The organism is Stenotrophomonas sp. AS012628, from assembly GCF_010608305.1.
GTDB classification, from domain to species: Bacteria; Pseudomonadota; Gammaproteobacteria; order Xanthomonadales; family Xanthomonadaceae; genus Stenotrophomonas; species Stenotrophomonas geniculata.
This window is the reverse complement of record NZ_VMBJ01000002.1, coordinates 21,790-34,514: the sequence shown is the minus strand read 5'-3', so window position 1 is coordinate 34,514 and position 12,725 is coordinate 21,790. Positions and strand designations below refer to the sequence as shown.

Genomic DNA, 12,725 nt, shown 5'->3' with positions numbered 1-12,725 from the left:
CTCCCGGTTGATTGGTGCCCGCCCCGTTGCCGGTTGGTCTGAAGAGTTGATCCGGTATGGGGTCACGGGCAAAGAAAAAGCCCCGGCTGGGCCGGGGCTTGCGATTGGATGGTGGCAAGATTGCCGCCTTTTTCGATGACCTAGGAAGTCATCGCTATGCAGCCTGCGTGAGGGCCTTGCTGAACTGCCTGGCAGCGCGCGCTTCGGCTGCACGGAAATTGAAAAGCATCCACTCATAGACCGGCCGCCAGAACCGGCTGTAGGCGGACCAGTCGGCACCGATGGCAGCCGCACGCTTTCGGCCGCTGAGCGGATCGAAGCCACTCCCGCCGCAGCTATCACAGTTCACGATCCCCGCGATCGACGGGTCCACAAGGACCTTCTTGCCTCCACAGCGGGAACACTCGCACGCCCCGGCCATCTCTTCGATCACCGCCCCGGCCAGCACCCCAAGCTGCTCCATCGTGTTGTTCGGCCACGCCGCCGCGCGTGCATCTTCCAGCGCCTGCTCGGCACGCCGCAGCTCACGTCGCTGCACATCGGTCACCGTGCCACCGCCCCAGCCCATGCTGGCCTTGGCGATCCCGAACTCCGTGCGGGCATCGGCAAGATCGTGCATCTGGCGGGTGAACTCCGGCGCGACCAAGCCCACGACAGCCTGGCGCAACTGCTCTCGTCGACGCTGGCCGCTCTCGGGCCACCATAGTGCCTGCAGCAGCTCATGCCCCAGCCCATGCGGAACATACGCCAATGCAGCGACGATCTCCTGGGTGGACGGGCCACCGGCAGACCCGTCAAAGCTCATCGTTTTTGGGCCAGTCCGGCTGGACAGCAGTTCGCGGGCATTGTTCATTTGCATGCGCCTTCCCCTTGGTGGATTGCTTGTGCAGCGCGCGATCGCGCCCTCTTCTCGATGGGATCCATCAGTGCCTCCCTTTGATTTCAGGAATCGGCTCAAACTGCTCGTAGGCGCCCTTGAACCGTCCCAGGTGATCGCTGATCACCTCCATTCCGATCCCGTCCATGCAAGGAACATCGAGAACAGAAACGCGTGCGACCTCGCCACAAAACGGGAACACGTCAGGATCTTCCTTCACCATGACCAGCTGGCCCACGTGGAAGGCGGTGTCCATCAGACCTCCTCCGGGCCGGTCGGCTCGTCCGCATAGTGCGTGATCCCCGGGTTGTCTCCGCGCCAGCTGCCGAACACTGGCCGCTTGCTCACCGAGTCCCACAGCATCAGCCGCGAGCCGTCCTGGGGCGCGTCCGCGATAGGCAGCCATCTCTCCCCGACTGGGGCGCGCTGGTTCCATGCCGAAACAATGTCCGCCTCACGTTCCTCTGCAAGCTGCTCCAACGCGGAAATGCACTGGCAATGGATCCTCCGCCAAGGCACTTCGCCGTAGATGAAGTGTTCCTCCGAGAAGGTTTCTACGCTGGCCGAGCCGCCACAGAACGGGCATGGCTTCAGGTCGAGGGCCGTCATGCTGCACGCTCCCAGCTGGCCGTTAGGCGCTGCACCTGCCCGCCCCGCGCCATGAACTGCTCGACCGTCTCGGCCGGCCGCTGACCGCCCCTCTCCTTTCCCCAAGGCTTGGCTGGCGCGAGGTCCGCCAGCAGCGCCACGCGCGACCGGTTGATGGTCATCTTGTCCGCTGGCCGCGGTGCTGCGGATTCGGCCCGCTTCGCCGACAGGCGGAGAGCCTGCTTGTGCGCCTTGTTCGCGCGGCAGCGCTCGCGCTGGTCGGAGGTCACCACGAACTGCCGGGGCATTCCCCTACCCGAGTTGCGGTACTCGGCACGCTGGCCCTTCCCTTCCTTGTCCAGGAAGCCTGCCGCGACCAAGTCACGGACCGCGCTGCGGATCCGCGAGCGATGCTCCACGGTGTGAGCCTTCGCCAGCGCACACAGGTCACGCATTCGCAACCGGGCATGCGGCGCTGCCTGGAACAGCGCGCGGACAGTGCCCGCGTAGGTGTTGGTCCGATCCATCATGCTGCGGCCCTCAGTTCGTTGATGTAGGTCTGGTTTGCAATCAGCTCGTCGTCGGAGCCGTACGTCTCGTGGAAGGTCCGCGAGCCATCCATCAGGCTCGGGCCGTAGATCTGGCGCATCGTCGCGAAGGTGTTCCCTTCCATCGGATGCCGCATGTGGTGCCACTTGCAGAGCGCGAAGCCGAACATGTGGCCGCGCCGCAGGTTCCCGCTCTTGGCGTGGTTGTAGTCGCAGCCGTAGACCACCAGCTCGGGCTCCAGCAACTGCTGCTGCAGCAGCGCCAGGCAGGCCATGCAAGGGCCCGTCTTTGCCAGCTCCATCCGGGCCCTTTCCTCCTGGGTAGGAGGTGGGCCAAGCGAAAGCGACCACCACATCAGCGCAGCTCCGGGATCGGACCGGCATAGCGAGTGATTGGTATCTGGCGCATGCCATCGCGCCACACCCGGGTGCCACGGGTGGCGTAGATAACCAGCGGCTTGATCCCGTACCCATAGGCCAGATACCAGCCGGCCACCGCCACGGGCTCGGACACCGGGCGCACTTCCAGTTCGACGTGGTCCTGGCTCATGCCGCAGCGTCCTGAGCGGAGCCGAACAACTCGGCGATCTCGGCCAGCCGCTTCCGGGTGCGCTCGTTTGCTTCCGGGCTTGCCTCCACTCGGCCGGCCAGCAGTGCCAGCGGGTTGAACGCCGGCGTGGCAGGCGGCAGCGACAGGTATTCGGCAACCTGCTCATGGGCAAGGCGGCCAGCGTTGACCGCCTGCTGCAGCGCTGCGTCGCGAGCACCAGGGTCGTGGCCCAGCGACGGCTGGTAGACGGCGCAGCCGCCTGCAGCGCGCGCCTCCTTCACCAACCGGGTATAGACCTCCAGGAATGCAGCCCTGCCTGCGATCTTGTCGCCAGCCTCCACCAGCGGCAGCGCCGCGGTCCATGCGTCACGGGTCTGCTCGCTCCAAACCAGCGTCACCGCCTCGTCAGCGGCGCGGATGGCCACGGCCCACGCTTCGTTGGGTGCCGGGTGTCCGTCGTCGATACGCTCCATGATCGCGGCTAGGCTGAGCTTCCCTTTCACCTCGCGGCGGCAGGCGGTCAGCGCGTTGGCCAGCACCTGCAGCGGGTAGGTCGCCAGGTCGGCGACCATGTAGGCCGCAGCGGTCGGGCGGATTTGCTCGCCCATCACCTCGGCCGTGGTCACCAGCATTTCGACCAGCCTGTCCTGATCGGCATCACTGAGCATTGGCGCTCCCCTTCATGCGGCGCAGCAGCGCCTTGGCGTCATCGATAGCCGATGCGTTGGCCTGGGTCTGGTCCTGCTGCTGGGCGATGGTGGCGGTCACCTGTCGACCGGTGGCCCACTGGGTCCGGTACGCCTCAGCACCGGCCAGCAGCACACCCAGGTCGTGCATGCGCTTCACGGCGTACTGCTCGTTGACGCTCACGAACCACCCAGCCACCAGCGGCGCCTCTTCACGGCCAAGGCGCTTCACCAGATCCCGAACGTTGGTGTTGACCTTGGCGTTGCGGACGGGGTCCACGCCGTGGCGATTGCGGTAGGCGGCTCGGTAGGCGCCCCATGTCGCTTTGCAGGCCAGCTGCATCTGCTCCTCCAGCTCCGCCTTCGTCGGCGGCGTCGCCACAGGCGGCGCAACTGGCGGTTCATCTGACGGTTCAATGGGGGTTATATGACGGTTAGGCGGCACGGGGCGCACCTCCAGACCTGCGCCCGGTGCATCCCCTCCTGCAGCGGGCGCACCCCCACCTGCACCGGGCGCACCCCCTGCATGGGGCGCAGCACCTGCGCCCGGTGCAGTACCGTTCTTTCCGGTCTTGCGGGTTCCCTTGGACGGTGCAGCGGCAGTGTTGAACTTGGCCGGCGTGACCGAATAGACCGTGCTGCTGTTGAACCGGCGATCACGCGCCAGCAGGCCTACGGCCTCCAGATGATCCATGGCGCTACGCACAGCGCGCGCCGACATGCAGCAGCGCGCGGCGATCGTGCCCACTGCCGGCCAGCACACGCCGTCGTCGTTGGCTTGGTCAGCCAGCGAGATCAAGACAGCCTTCTGCGTAACGCTCAGGCCCTGTAGCGGCCAGCACTGCGACATGATGATCGTCGACATGTCAGAGCCCCAGCGTCATGTTCTCGCCCGGCGCCACCGGCCACCAGGTGCAGGCGCTGCGGCCCGAGACGGAGCAGGGCTTCTTCGGGCCACGCCAAACACGGCCGGTTTCTGCCAGCTCGGGGAGACGGCGTGCCAGCACGTAGCGGCACATGCGGGTCTCTTGGGCCAGCTCATTGCTGGTCAGGCCGGGATGGCGCTTCACTGCGGACGCCGCTGCTGCCTGCTGGTCACCCTGCAAGCCGGATTGAACGACGTAGTAGGCTGCCTCGTGACTGGTGCTGAGGTCGGTTGCTCGGGCCGGATGGTTCATCGACGCGCCCTCCCCTTCGCTGCAGCGCGCGACACGTTGCGGATCAGCCGGTGCGCCATCGTGATCAGCGAGTTGGCCTCTTCCACCATCAGCTTGGCTTCGTCGCTGTCGATGTGGCGGTCGGCCATCGCATCCACTGCGGTGCCCGAGAGGCGCCCCACCCGCGTGGTGATCTCCAGCAGCTTCGTCTGGATGGCGCCGATCTCGTCCGACCAACCACCCTCCGGCGGCGGCGGAACCGTGGCGACGGCCATGCCGAACTGGCCGGCCAGCGCCTGCATCCAGTCCAGGGCGTAGTCGTTGCCGCCTGCCTTCTCCTGCATCCATTCGGTCAGCAGTTCGGCGATCTCCATCGTCACCGATTCGCCCTCCAGCCCGCGCAACTTCGCGCGCAGCGTCTCCGGGTGCATGGACTTGCCGCGGCGGTCGGCCAAGAAGGCGGCTGCATCCACGACACCACCGGGCGTCTTGCGCACGGAGTTGTAGAGAACGTCGAGCCAGTTGAGTGCGGATGTACGGCAGGTCATGGGTCACCTTGGGGAAGGCTGTGTTTCAAGGTTTCGGGCTGGGCCCGGGTGGCGCACGATGGGCGCCATGGAGATCAGCAAGTCAGGGACGACGGCCAGGGATGGCCTTTCAGGCGGTGTCGACGGGTCCGATGCGGTCGGCGTCGGGATCGTCATTGGCGGGCTCAGCGGCTGGCTGAGCCTCGACACCCAGCAGGCGCTGGATCTGCGGCAGGACGGGCAGGACGCCCTCCTCCGGCCATGCCTCGACCTCTTCGGCCGGAAGCTGCAGCAAGGTGGCAAGGTGCTTGTCGCTCGCCATGCCGAGCTTGGCTCGCAGCGCGCGCTTGCTCATGCGGCTGTCGACCAGCTGACGGACAGCCGCAATACCAGATCCAACGAAAGCTTCTGGCCGCAGCAGTTCGAGGAACTGCCGGCGCGCTGGTGGGATCCCACTAGCGCGCCACTCACTGACAGACGGCGGCTTGATCCGGCAGATGCGGGCCACCTCTGTGGTGCCACCCAAGCGGTCGATGATCTCGGAAGCAGTAAGGTTGTCCATGCCACCAAGATTAGGACTAGCTAATGCCTCAGTCAATAGCCAGTCCTAACTCAATTGTAGTTAGCCTTTCCTAATGACTACTCTTGCCGAACGTTTGACGATCGCCATCGAGCACGCGCAGCTCTCTAAGGCGGAACTTGCCCGACGGGTGGGCATCTCCGCGCCTAGTGTCAACGGCTGGTTCAGCGGGAAAGCAAAGTTCCTTCGGGGCGAGAACCTGCTTGCAGCGGCAAAGGCCCTAGGCGTGAACGAGACGTGGCTGGCAACTGGCAAGGGTCAGATGCAGTCCAGCACGGATCCGACTGAATGGATCTCGCCAGTCCGAGAGATTGAGACGCCACCCGGATATGTTCGCTTCGACTTGTTTGAAGGGGGTGCGGGAATGGGTGCAGGGATGGTTAACCAGGACTACCCAGAGGTGGTGAAGACCATCGAGGTTGCAGAATGGGAAGTCCGCAGGAAGCTCGGTTACCTACCCAAGCCAGGCAGGATCCAGATCATCACCGGCCGCGGGCCGTCGATGAAACCCAAACTCGAAGACGGCGACATTGTCTGGATCGACACCAGCTGCGACTACTTCGACGGTGACGACTACTACCTGATCAACATCGGGGGCGAGACGCAGATCAAGATGCTGCAGAAGCGCGGCGACGGTCTCTACGTCGTAAGCGTCAACACAGACTTCCCGGCCTATAGGCCAGATCCTGGCGATGTGAGCATCCTGGGTAAGGCGCTGATCCACGCAGGTCTGCGGAAGTTCTAGCTAGCGAAGGATCCCTAGCACTGTCCCAAATTGGGACAAAGAAAAAGCCCCGCCTAAGCGGGGCTTTTCGTAGGCAACAGCCGAGGGTTATGCGGCTTTACGGGTGTCCGCAGCCACCAAGATCCGGCTCATGTGGCCGTTAAGGATCTTGAACTCGGCTCGAATTGCACGAGCCAATGCAAGAAGATCCTCACGGCTCTGCGCCCTATCAGTGGCAGCGATCGTGGTCTTCATGGCATCCGCCTTCATGGTTTTGCTCCGTTGGTCCATCTGCTGTGGGAAGTAATCAAAACTTACGGGTAGTAGATCAGCGGTGACTAATCAGCTTGCGAATGACGTCGTCGTACTCATCTTGGTTGTCGTACTTGAGCGCAATGTGAACGCGCCGGATGAGGTGAATGCACTGTTGGCAGTCGTTCAACTTGAGCTCAGTCTCGATATCAACGAGATCAGCGAGCTGCCCCGCGAACATCTTGTTCATCAACTCATCGACCTTGTCGATCGACTGAACAATGTCCTCAATGCTCGGGTTCGCAAGCTCCAGGAACTTCTCATATCCGTGCTCGTTTGCACCGGCAAGAACGAGCTCGATGTGCTGGACGATGTCTTCCCAAATCTTAAGGACTTCATCTTCCAGCTGACGGTCTCGTACGACACCGCCACCAGCACCTTGAACAACCGTCAAATTCGGCCTTGCACTCATCCAGTGAGTCCCCTGTCGCAACCGGCAAAAAAGGCCGCTAGAGGGATCGGCGGCCGCTATCTAATGTAGCGATCCGCTACTGTCTGCCGGCGATGTTAACCGGTAAACAGCCCTTACCACAACTGTCTTAGGCATCAATGGTTGACAACTGGTCAGATTCACGAATTGCTCAAGCAAACCCTTCGATCAAAGTATCGGCTCCCGAGGATGAAACCTTAGTGAACCCTTGTGTCGCTTAGGTTTCAGACTCATGGACTGTCCCAATAGACCGCAACTATGGCCGGAAAGTTTTAACGTTAAACGTTCACGTTCATGGGCCGTTTCCCGCCCTATCTGCTGTCCCGGTCCAGTGTCCCAGCCTGGCTCAGCCGTATCACTTGCAGGGGTGGTCGGTCATCCGGTCCACGCAGACCAGGGTGCATTAGGAACTCCATTCATAAAAATATTAGCCACTCCTATTGACTGAAAGATTAGCCACTCCTAATCTAGCCCTGTCGCCCAACATCACCCCATCCCGGGGCCGGGCGCAGGAGATCACGCATGGCCACCCTTTCCCTGGGCGTCAGCAAGGCGCCACCCACCGTCGTAGCGATTCCCTCCCTCGGCGTGGTCGCCATCAAGGTGGGCTCTGCCAGCCTCTACATTGAAGTGGCAGAGGCCGACCGCCTCTCGGTGGAGATCCAGCACGCTGCGCATCAGCTGAGCGGCGAAAGCCAGGACGCCGCCGCATGAGCGCCGCCCTCGCCCACCACTCCAACGCCCAGCGCGCCGCAGCCGCCGCTGGCATCGTCGCCCGCGCCGGGCGCCGCTGGGGCCTCCTCCCCTATCAGGTCGTCGTCGCCGCCAGCATCGCCGCCAATGCCGTCCTGCGGCACGGCCAGAGCGCTGCAGGTGCGGTCGCTGCGGCCCGCCGCGCAGCGCGCGCGCAGGCAGGTGCTGCATGAGCGCGCCCACCATCCCGAGCTTCGCCATCATCGAAGTGCCCGGCTGCGGCATGCGGCTGCGCGCCATGAAGGATGAAGGCGGCTGGAGCGTCTCCGGCTGGCGCCGCACCCACGGCGCAAAGGCCATGGTCATGTTCGCGGCTGCAGATACCGCGCCGACCTTCAGCGAAACCGCTGGTCAGCATCACGTTATTGCCGGTCGCACCTACATCGCAGTCCCGCCTGCCAGCCGGAAGAAGCTGCAGGCGTTCATTGCCTCCACCGAGGGCGCCATCGCCCAAGGCGGTGCCGCTTGACCGCATTCCCCTGCGTACCGGCCGCAATGCAGACCTTCACCCTGCCGCGCGGCGAAGACCTGAAGCGCGCAGACGCCTCGCCGCCCAGCAAGTTCACCGGCTTCGTAGTCGGCCCGTTCTTCTGCCACCACGTCTACAGCGACGACGAGAAGACCATGATGGGCGATAGCACGGTCGCCGAGCTGGGCGAATGGCAGGTAACGCACGTGGAAACCGGGGCGTGCGTGCAGCGCGGCCTGCCGACCCACTACCGCGCCATCTGGTTGGCCGAGAAGCTGTCCGCCTTCCAGGACTTCACCCTGCCGTCGTTCCAGGCCATCAAAGAAGCCTTGGCACCGCAAGAGGAAGAGATCGCCTCGCTGCGTTGGGAGGCCAAGAACGGCAACTGTCAGCGCGCCTGCAATTTCAGTTTCACCGGGGTGCAGTCGTGACCGGCCGGACGCAAGGGCCTTGGGCATACCAAGAGCAGAGCGATGCTTACACGCACATCGTGCGCGGACCCAACAACCGCTTCATCTGCCAGCTTTCCCAGGACAGTTCGGGCGAAAGCGAGAGAACCGCACGCCTGATCTCAGCCGCGCCGGAAATGCGCGACGAGTTGCAGATGCTCTGCGACGCACTCGAAGCAGGGGCAGAGCCCTTGCCCATAGAGGTTGAGGCCCGAATCGCCTTCGCGCGAGCGGCCATCGCCAAAGCCAACGGTGAGCAGCCATGACCGACCACGACTTCTTCGCCGCCATGGCCGTCGGCATCCCGCCCATCACCCCGCCAGGAGCAATCTCCATGACCCAGCTGAAAGCCTTCTACGTCGACGACATGCCGACCATCTACGCAGCCGAATCCGTCGAGCACGCCGCCGAACTGCACGAAGCCGATTGCGGCGAAGCGCCCGCAGATGGCTACCCCTATCAGGCATCGGAGCAGGAACTGGATATGCCGGTGCCGGAGACCGACGAGGACGAGCAGCCCACCGGCGTCATGACCACCATGCGCGCATGGCTGGCCGAGGCCGAGCCGGGCTTCTTGTGCGGAGCCGAGTAATGCGCCACCTGGCCCTGCCCTTATTCTGCGCCGTCGTCGTCGGCCTGCTCCTCGCGCTGCTCGCTTGGGCGCTGCGCAACCACGTCGACGCCGCTGCCCTGGCCTGCGCCATCGGCGCCGTGTTCTTCGCATGGCGCTGCTGGGAAGACCTCCGCACCAGCTGGCCGGCCTTCAAGGCCGAGATGCAGCGCCGCAGCGATGAACGACAGCGCGCGCCGCTGATCGCTGACGACACCCACTGACCCCCTGCCCTGCGCTCTCCCCCTGTAGCGCAGGGAACCCGCGCCGGCCGGGTTCCACCAGCCGGCAACCCATTCCAGGAGTCCAGCGTGCGTAACCAGCTCGACATCTTCGATCACGACCCAGCCCGCATGGCAGCGGCCAACCGCGCCGCCGCCGAGCGCGCCCTGAACGATGTGCAGTTCACCGCCACCGTCCGACAGGAACGACACGAGTACTACCTGGGCGAAGCCGAACGCTGGGAACACCTCGCCGCGCACAGCGCGCGCTCCACCAACAGCAAGGACATGCAGGCATGAGCAACGACAACAAGACCCTGGCGGACGTGCAGCCCGGTGGGAGGGTGAGGCTGGCAACTGTGCCGTACGACCGCGCACGCGACCTGATTGGTGACGCGTACAACGCAGGGACTCACGGCATCGGCTACAGCCAGCAGGCCATGGAGCTGCACGACGCGATCATTCCTGTCCAGCCCACCCCGGGTGGTCAGGATGCGCTGCACGAAGCCGCGCGCCGCGTAATCAGCGACATTGATAGCGGTGACTACAGCGGCACGATTTCTATGGCCACCTACGACGCGCTGGTAGCCGCCCTCGCCGCCCGCCAGCCGGTGGGGTCTATCCCTGAATGGTTCGAGCTTGTCATCCGCGACGTGTGCGAGCTTGATCCGGAAGACCCTGACGCCGCCGACACGGTGTGCATCCGGATGCTCGACCTGCGACTGATCATGGAGCGGCATGCACCGCCCGCGCAGGCCGTGGACCTGGACGCGATGCGTGCACTGTTGCAGCGACGGATCGAGCAGTGGCGCTCGCACCTGCCCGCCGATCCCTGCGCACCCGGAACCCGCGAGATTGAGACCAAGGGCGAGCACGACTACAACAACGACGCCCGTATCTACCGCGAGGGGATCGCCGTCATGGAGGAGTTGCTGTCCAAGATCGACAACCAGGCGGTGGGCAATGGCTGACCAAACGACCACCGGCGCTCTGCCGGAAGCCGAGCTGCAGATCCTTCGCCACGCCCTGGGCGTTGGCGAGGGCGGATTGGAGCGCAGCTACCGCAGTCACTTCGTCACCGGCCCAGGCGGCACCGACCACCAACACTGCATGGCGCTGGTCGAGCGTGGATTCATGGTCCGGCGCGCGGGCAATGCGCTCACCGGCGGCAGCGACCTGTTCAACGTCACCCAGGCCGGCCGCGCAGCAGTGCAGGAGCACACTCCGCCGCCACCGAAACTGACCCGATCCCAGCAGCGCTACCAGCAGTTCCTGCGCTACGACGGTGGCGTGACATTCGGCGAGTACCTGAGGGGCTGGAGATGAAGGCGATCACCAAAGACACGGAGGCGCGCAATGGGAAATGCATGCCAATCTGCCAGTGCTGCGTTTGCGGTGACCTGCTACGCCTTCGTAGCTCTCTTGTAATCGGAGGCAAGGTCAAGAAAGAGTTGTGTTGCCTTACGGGCATCTCTCGCCCAGTCGTCACGAAGCGCAGCGTCACTGTGTGCGGCCGCATCGAGGTTGACCAGTCTTTTGGACTGACGAACAACGTACTCAGCAAGCGACGTGGCGTTGGCGAGCAACAGCGCATCACCTTCTTCCAGCTGGTGGCCGGTTCCTTTAATGGCCTCCATGGCAGCCGTGACCCTTTGGATCTCATGCTCGACATTCGGAATGATGAGATGAGCGTCAGCACGAATGACCGAGCCCAGGGATGTGACCGCAGCTTGAGCTTCATGGACGTGGGGATAAAGCGCGATCTTCGATCGCAATGCGTCGTGCTTGGCTTTGCGATGACGCGCTTTCGTCTCTTTGAGAGCAAGAGCGAGAGCAAGCCCAGTTGCAGCTGCCGTGGCGATGGCAGCCCAAGCATCCCAATCGATTACACAAGATCGGCTGAGCAACCAGCACTGGCTCACTCCATCCATCATGCTCATCCCGAACTCCATTCGTGGTGTGGTCGGCATTCTGCCACGGCTCGTGTCACCTCGGTGGCCACCCATGGCTGACCAGCTGCTCACCGCTGCACAGGCCAAGCACACAGCGCGCGTATTCCTCAGCGAGGCGCGAGCGCGGAGGAATGGCCTTGGCTACTGGTTCTCGTTCAACGCCGCTCAGCGCGCGCGTGTGCGCGCTACCGCCCCCGCCTCACTGCCGGAACCCCCGCGCGCACCGGCACTGCCGGCCCAACTGGACCTGTTCGCATGACCGCTCTAGCGCTTCCGCTCCGCCTCAAGCTCCCCCAGCACGGCCGCCAAGCCGCGATTGCTGGCAATAGCTCGATCATGCCGGGTCTCTCCGGGCTTTCCCGCATTGAGCCATTCCTTCGCTCGCGTCCGAAGCACCAGGTTTGCCGCTTCCAGAACGACCTGGTGGCGAGCATTCCTCTGCCCATTCGCGAGCCGAGGGCCGAACACAGTCAGCAGCGTCGCGCCCGGCTCCAGAAGCTGTTGCGCGGCGTCGCCCTCCAGGTGCTCACCGTGGTGAACCTGCCTGGCCAGTGCGTCCAACAGGTCGGCCAGCGACCGGTCAGCGCCCGGAGCCATGGCGGCTCGGATCTGCTGCCGCTGCCAATGCGTCGTCGGCCTCTTGGCCAATACCAAGTCCTGAACGTCAGCGCTCTGTCGAAGAGCGCCCGCCTCAGCCTTGGCGCGGAGCCACAACTCCGCATGCGTCGAGTTCGCATATTGACTCATGCACCCCAGTGTAGCGCCAGCCATTCCCCGCATTTCCATCGGAGCTGACACATGACCCAAGAACATATCAGCCACCCGGAAGGGTTGCCGAACTGCGCCGCCGGCCACCGCGCGCGCCACATCCACGACAAGCGCTGCGCGTCCGCCGGCGGTGGCCACCTGGTGGAGTGCGCCTGCAGGTCGACCGGCAAGCATGCCGATCCGGGCAAGGCCATCGAAGCGTGGCGCCTGCTCAACCGGCCGGCCCGCAGCGCGCGGGCTCAGTCGCCGGCAGCCGTTGCCGACAACGTTGTACAGATGCGCCTGGTGATGTCAGGCGGAGGCAAGGTGGCCAGTGCCGTCTGACATGTACTTGTCGCGGGACGAGATCGCCGGCCTGTGCCGCACGCCGCAGCGCGCGCGCCAGGCGGCATTTCTCCGCAAGAACGGGATCAAGCACTACCTGGACGCGCACGACTGGCCGGTCGTGCTCCGCTCCAGTGTCGAGGGAACGGCGCATGCACCAAAGGCGCCGCCGACATGGACTTCCAGCAAGGTCGCTTGAA

29 protein-coding genes are annotated in these 12,725 nt (G+C 64.3%); 14 read left to right on the top strand and 15 right to left on the bottom strand.

Annotation, left to right across the window (positions count from 1 at the left end):
- Positions 1-154: 154 nt before the first annotated feature.
- From G5A07_RS01715 to G5A07_RS01665, 11 genes are all read right to left on the bottom strand, one after another.
- Positions 155-853 carry a hydrogenase maturation nickel metallochaperone HypA gene (locus G5A07_RS01715; protein WP_262405792.1) on the bottom strand — a complete coding sequence of 233 codons (699 nt, stop codon included), beginning with the start codon at positions 851-853 and terminating at the stop codon, positions 155-157.
- A gap of 70 nt (positions 854-923) precedes the next feature.
- Positions 924-1,133, bottom strand: a complete 210-nt coding sequence (locus G5A07_RS01710) for a hypothetical protein (protein WP_191862489.1) — start codon at positions 1,131-1,133, stop codon at positions 924-926.
- A complete protein-coding gene (locus tag G5A07_RS01705) occupies positions 1,133-1,486 on the bottom strand; it encodes a Lar family restriction alleviation protein (protein WP_154352239.1) in 354 nt (117 codons plus the stop codon). The genes G5A07_RS01710 and G5A07_RS01705 overlap by 1 nt, the downstream gene beginning before the upstream one ends.
- Positions 1,483-1,995 carry a hypothetical protein gene (locus tag G5A07_RS01700; protein WP_191862487.1) on the bottom strand — a complete coding sequence of 171 codons (513 nt, stop codon included), beginning with the start codon at positions 1,993-1,995 and terminating at the stop codon, positions 1,483-1,485. The genes G5A07_RS01705 and G5A07_RS01700 overlap by 4 nt, the downstream gene beginning before the upstream one ends.
- Positions 1,992-2,369: a Ref family recombination enhancement nuclease gene (locus G5A07_RS01695; RefSeq protein WP_191862486.1), complete on the bottom strand. Its 378-nt coding sequence runs from the start codon at positions 2,367-2,369 to the stop codon at positions 1,992-1,994. Before G5A07_RS01695 ends, G5A07_RS01700 begins: the two co-directional genes overlap by 4 nt.
- The gene (locus tag G5A07_RS01690) at positions 2,369-2,563 is read right to left on the bottom strand and encodes a hypothetical protein (protein ID WP_191862485.1); all 195 of its coding nucleotides are present in this window, start codon (positions 2,561-2,563) and stop codon (positions 2,369-2,371) included. The genes G5A07_RS01695 and G5A07_RS01690 overlap by 1 nt, the downstream gene beginning before the upstream one ends.
- Entirely contained in the window at positions 2,560-3,231 is a 672-nt protein-coding gene (locus G5A07_RS01685; protein ID WP_191862483.1) for a hypothetical protein, read from the bottom strand. The genes G5A07_RS01690 and G5A07_RS01685 overlap by 4 nt, the downstream gene beginning before the upstream one ends.
- Entirely contained in the window at positions 3,221-4,114 is an 894-nt protein-coding gene (locus tag G5A07_RS01680) for a helix-turn-helix domain-containing protein (protein ID WP_191862481.1), read from the bottom strand. The genes G5A07_RS01685 and G5A07_RS01680 overlap by 11 nt, the downstream gene beginning before the upstream one ends.
- A gap of 1 nt (position 4,115) precedes the next feature.
- Positions 4,116-4,427, bottom strand: a complete 312-nt coding sequence (locus tag G5A07_RS01675) for a winged helix-turn-helix domain-containing protein (RefSeq protein WP_191862479.1) — start codon at positions 4,425-4,427, stop codon at positions 4,116-4,118.
- Positions 4,424-4,954 (bottom strand): phage regulatory CII family protein, encoded by a 531-nt coding sequence (locus tag G5A07_RS01670; RefSeq protein WP_109813934.1) that lies wholly within the window; start codon positions 4,952-4,954, stop codon positions 4,424-4,426. The genes G5A07_RS01675 and G5A07_RS01670 overlap by 4 nt, the downstream gene beginning before the upstream one ends.
- A gap of 109 nt (positions 4,955-5,063) precedes the next feature.
- On the bottom strand, positions 5,064-5,495 hold the full coding sequence (locus G5A07_RS01665) for a hypothetical protein (RefSeq protein ID WP_191862603.1): 432 nt from the start codon (positions 5,493-5,495) through the stop codon (positions 5,064-5,066).
- 73 nt (positions 5,496-5,568) lie between these two features.
- Between G5A07_RS01665 and G5A07_RS01660 the strand changes: the two genes are divergently transcribed.
- Positions 5,569-6,258, top strand: a complete 690-nt coding sequence (locus G5A07_RS01660) for a S24 family peptidase (protein ID WP_191862478.1) — start codon at positions 5,569-5,571, stop codon at positions 6,256-6,258.
- Positions 6,259-6,345: 87 nt separating this feature from the next.
- On the opposite strand, the gene G5A07_RS01655 is transcribed toward G5A07_RS01660, so the two are convergent.
- Positions 6,346-6,492: a hypothetical protein gene (locus G5A07_RS01655; protein WP_191862476.1), complete on the bottom strand. Its 147-nt coding sequence runs from the start codon at positions 6,490-6,492 to the stop codon at positions 6,346-6,348.
- A gap of 73 nt (positions 6,493-6,565) precedes the next feature.
- Complete coding sequence (locus G5A07_RS01650) at positions 6,566-6,961, bottom strand: hypothetical protein (protein ID WP_146256732.1); 396 nt, start codon at positions 6,959-6,961, stop codon at positions 6,566-6,568.
- Positions 6,962-7,501: 540 nt separating this feature from the next.
- On the opposite strand from G5A07_RS01650, the gene G5A07_RS01645 reads away from it, so the two are divergent.
- The 10 genes from G5A07_RS01645 to G5A07_RS01600 all read left to right on the top strand — a co-directional run bounded on the left by G5A07_RS01645 (position 7,502) and on the right by G5A07_RS01600 (position 10,807).
- Positions 7,502-7,693, top strand: a complete 192-nt coding sequence (locus tag G5A07_RS01645) for a hypothetical protein (protein ID WP_191862474.1) — start codon at positions 7,502-7,504, stop codon at positions 7,691-7,693.
- Complete coding sequence (locus G5A07_RS01640; protein ID WP_191862472.1) at positions 7,690-7,905, top strand: hypothetical protein; 216 nt, start codon at positions 7,690-7,692, stop codon at positions 7,903-7,905. The genes G5A07_RS01645 and G5A07_RS01640 overlap by 4 nt, the downstream gene beginning before the upstream one ends.
- Positions 7,902-8,201, top strand: coding sequence for a hypothetical protein (locus tag G5A07_RS01635; protein WP_224329024.1), 300 nt, complete (start codon positions 7,902-7,904; stop codon positions 8,199-8,201). The genes G5A07_RS01640 and G5A07_RS01635 overlap by 4 nt, the downstream gene beginning before the upstream one ends.
- Positions 8,198-8,632, top strand: a complete 435-nt coding sequence (locus tag G5A07_RS01630) for a hypothetical protein (RefSeq protein WP_191862470.1) — start codon at positions 8,198-8,200, stop codon at positions 8,630-8,632. Before G5A07_RS01635 ends, G5A07_RS01630 begins: the two co-directional genes overlap by 4 nt.
- Positions 8,629-8,916, top strand: a complete 288-nt coding sequence (locus G5A07_RS01625; protein ID WP_191862468.1) for a hypothetical protein — start codon at positions 8,629-8,631, stop codon at positions 8,914-8,916. Before G5A07_RS01630 ends, G5A07_RS01625 begins: the two co-directional genes overlap by 4 nt.
- Complete coding sequence (locus G5A07_RS01620) at positions 8,913-9,242, top strand: hypothetical protein (protein ID WP_191862467.1); 330 nt, start codon at positions 8,913-8,915, stop codon at positions 9,240-9,242. Before G5A07_RS01625 ends, G5A07_RS01620 begins: the two co-directional genes overlap by 4 nt.
- Entirely contained in the window at positions 9,242-9,484 is a 243-nt protein-coding gene (locus G5A07_RS01615; protein ID WP_191862466.1) for a hypothetical protein, read from the top strand. The genes G5A07_RS01620 and G5A07_RS01615 overlap by 1 nt, the downstream gene beginning before the upstream one ends.
- Positions 9,485-9,571: 87 nt before the next feature.
- Complete coding sequence (locus G5A07_RS01610; RefSeq protein ID WP_191862464.1) at positions 9,572-9,781, top strand: hypothetical protein; 210 nt, start codon at positions 9,572-9,574, stop codon at positions 9,779-9,781.
- Positions 9,778-10,452 carry a hypothetical protein gene (locus tag G5A07_RS01605; RefSeq protein ID WP_191862462.1) on the top strand — a complete coding sequence of 225 codons (675 nt, stop codon included), beginning with the start codon at positions 9,778-9,780 and terminating at the stop codon, positions 10,450-10,452. Before G5A07_RS01610 ends, G5A07_RS01605 begins: the two co-directional genes overlap by 4 nt.
- Positions 10,445-10,807 carry a hypothetical protein gene (locus G5A07_RS01600; RefSeq protein WP_191862460.1) on the top strand — a complete coding sequence of 121 codons (363 nt, stop codon included), beginning with the start codon at positions 10,445-10,447 and terminating at the stop codon, positions 10,805-10,807. The genes G5A07_RS01605 and G5A07_RS01600 overlap by 8 nt, the downstream gene beginning before the upstream one ends.
- Positions 10,808-10,884: 77 nt before the next feature.
- Here the strand turns inward: G5A07_RS01600 and G5A07_RS01595 are convergent, their stop codons facing one another.
- Positions 10,885-11,421 (bottom strand): hypothetical protein, encoded by a 537-nt coding sequence (locus G5A07_RS01595; protein ID WP_191862458.1) that lies wholly within the window; start codon positions 11,419-11,421, stop codon positions 10,885-10,887.
- Between the two features lie 64 nt (positions 11,422-11,485).
- Between G5A07_RS01595 and G5A07_RS01590 the strand changes: the two genes are divergently transcribed.
- A complete protein-coding gene (locus tag G5A07_RS01590; protein WP_191862456.1) occupies positions 11,486-11,692 on the top strand; it encodes a hypothetical protein in 207 nt (68 codons plus the stop codon).
- 5 nt (positions 11,693-11,697) lie between these two features.
- On the opposite strand, the gene G5A07_RS01585 is transcribed toward G5A07_RS01590, so the two are convergent.
- Positions 11,698-12,180: a hypothetical protein gene (locus G5A07_RS01585; RefSeq protein ID WP_191862454.1), complete on the bottom strand. Its 483-nt coding sequence runs from the start codon at positions 12,178-12,180 to the stop codon at positions 11,698-11,700.
- 51 nt (positions 12,181-12,231) lie between these two features.
- Here G5A07_RS01585 and G5A07_RS01580 point away from each other — a divergent pair, with 51 nt between their 5' ends.
- Both G5A07_RS01580 and G5A07_RS01575 read left to right on the top strand, forming a co-directional pair.
- Positions 12,232-12,525 (top strand): hypothetical protein, encoded by a 294-nt coding sequence (locus tag G5A07_RS01580; protein WP_191862452.1) that lies wholly within the window; start codon positions 12,232-12,234, stop codon positions 12,523-12,525.
- A gap of 1 nt (position 12,526) precedes the next feature.
- A complete protein-coding gene (locus G5A07_RS01575) occupies positions 12,527-12,724 on the top strand; it encodes a DUF4224 domain-containing protein (protein WP_191862450.1) in 198 nt (65 codons plus the stop codon).
- Position 12,725 lies beyond the last annotated feature (1 nt).

What these genes read in the sequence shown, in the direction of transcription:
- G5A07_RS01715 (WP_262405792.1), bottom strand. Translation starts at nt 853, where the DNA reads ATGAACAATGCCCGCGAACTGCTGTCCAGCCGGACTGGCCCAAAAACG.
- G5A07_RS01710 (WP_191862489.1), bottom strand. Translation starts at nt 1,133, where the DNA reads ATGGACACCGCCTTCCACGTGGGCCAGCTGGTCATGGTGAAGGAAGAT.
- G5A07_RS01705 (WP_154352239.1), bottom strand. Translation starts at nt 1,486, where the DNA reads ATGACGGCCCTCGACCTGAAGCCATGCCCGTTCTGTGGCGGCTCGGCC.
- G5A07_RS01700 (WP_191862487.1), bottom strand. Translation starts at nt 1,995, where the DNA reads ATGATGGATCGGACCAACACCTACGCGGGCACTGTCCGCGCGCTGTTC.
- G5A07_RS01695 (WP_191862486.1), bottom strand. Translation starts at nt 2,369, where the DNA reads ATGTGGTGGTCGCTTTCGCTTGGCCCACCTCCTACCCAGGAGGAAAGG.
- G5A07_RS01690 (WP_191862485.1), bottom strand. Translation starts at nt 2,563, where the DNA reads ATGAGCCAGGACCACGTCGAACTGGAAGTGCGCCCGGTGTCCGAGCCC.
- G5A07_RS01685 (WP_191862483.1), bottom strand. Translation starts at nt 3,231, where the DNA reads ATGCTCAGTGATGCCGATCAGGACAGGCTGGTCGAAATGCTGGTGACC.
- G5A07_RS01680 (WP_191862481.1), bottom strand. Translation starts at nt 4,114, where the DNA reads ATGTCGACGATCATCATGTCGCAGTGCTGGCCGCTACAGGGCCTGAGC.
- G5A07_RS01675 (WP_191862479.1), bottom strand. Translation starts at nt 4,427, where the DNA reads ATGAACCATCCGGCCCGAGCAACCGACCTCAGCACCAGTCACGAGGCA.
- G5A07_RS01670 (WP_109813934.1), bottom strand. Translation starts at nt 4,954, where the DNA reads ATGACCTGCCGTACATCCGCACTCAACTGGCTCGACGTTCTCTACAAC.
- G5A07_RS01665 (WP_191862603.1), bottom strand. Translation starts at nt 5,495, where the DNA reads ATGGACAACCTTACTGCTTCCGAGATCATCGACCGCTTGGGTGGCACC.
- G5A07_RS01660 (WP_191862478.1), top strand. Translation starts at nt 5,569, where the DNA reads ATGACTACTCTTGCCGAACGTTTGACGATCGCCATCGAGCACGCGCAG.
- G5A07_RS01655 (WP_191862476.1), bottom strand. Translation starts at nt 6,492, where the DNA reads ATGAAGACCACGATCGCTGCCACTGATAGGGCGCAGAGCCGTGAGGAT.
- G5A07_RS01650 (WP_146256732.1), bottom strand. Translation starts at nt 6,961, where the DNA reads ATGAGTGCAAGGCCGAATTTGACGGTTGTTCAAGGTGCTGGTGGCGGT.
- G5A07_RS01645 (WP_191862474.1), top strand. Translation starts at nt 7,502, where the DNA reads ATGGCCACCCTTTCCCTGGGCGTCAGCAAGGCGCCACCCACCGTCGTA.
- G5A07_RS01640 (WP_191862472.1), top strand. Translation starts at nt 7,690, where the DNA reads ATGAGCGCCGCCCTCGCCCACCACTCCAACGCCCAGCGCGCCGCAGCC.
- G5A07_RS01635 (WP_224329024.1), top strand. Translation starts at nt 7,902, where the DNA reads ATGAGCGCGCCCACCATCCCGAGCTTCGCCATCATCGAAGTGCCCGGC.
- G5A07_RS01620 (WP_191862467.1), top strand. Translation starts at nt 8,913, where the DNA reads ATGACCGACCACGACTTCTTCGCCGCCATGGCCGTCGGCATCCCGCCC.
- G5A07_RS01615 (WP_191862466.1), top strand. Translation starts at nt 9,242, where the DNA reads ATGCGCCACCTGGCCCTGCCCTTATTCTGCGCCGTCGTCGTCGGCCTG.
- G5A07_RS01605 (WP_191862462.1), top strand. Translation starts at nt 9,778, where the DNA reads ATGAGCAACGACAACAAGACCCTGGCGGACGTGCAGCCCGGTGGGAGG.
- G5A07_RS01600 (WP_191862460.1), top strand. Translation starts at nt 10,445, where the DNA reads ATGGCTGACCAAACGACCACCGGCGCTCTGCCGGAAGCCGAGCTGCAG.
- G5A07_RS01595 (WP_191862458.1), bottom strand. Translation starts at nt 11,421, where the DNA reads ATGAGCATGATGGATGGAGTGAGCCAGTGCTGGTTGCTCAGCCGATCT.
- G5A07_RS01590 (WP_191862456.1), top strand. Translation starts at nt 11,486, where the DNA reads ATGGCTGACCAGCTGCTCACCGCTGCACAGGCCAAGCACACAGCGCGC.
- G5A07_RS01585 (WP_191862454.1), bottom strand. Translation starts at nt 12,180, where the DNA reads ATGAGTCAATATGCGAACTCGACGCATGCGGAGTTGTGGCTCCGCGCC.
- G5A07_RS01580 (WP_191862452.1), top strand. Translation starts at nt 12,232, where the DNA reads ATGACCCAAGAACATATCAGCCACCCGGAAGGGTTGCCGAACTGCGCC.
- G5A07_RS01575 (WP_191862450.1), top strand. Translation starts at nt 12,527, where the DNA reads ATGTACTTGTCGCGGGACGAGATCGCCGGCCTGTGCCGCACGCCGCAG.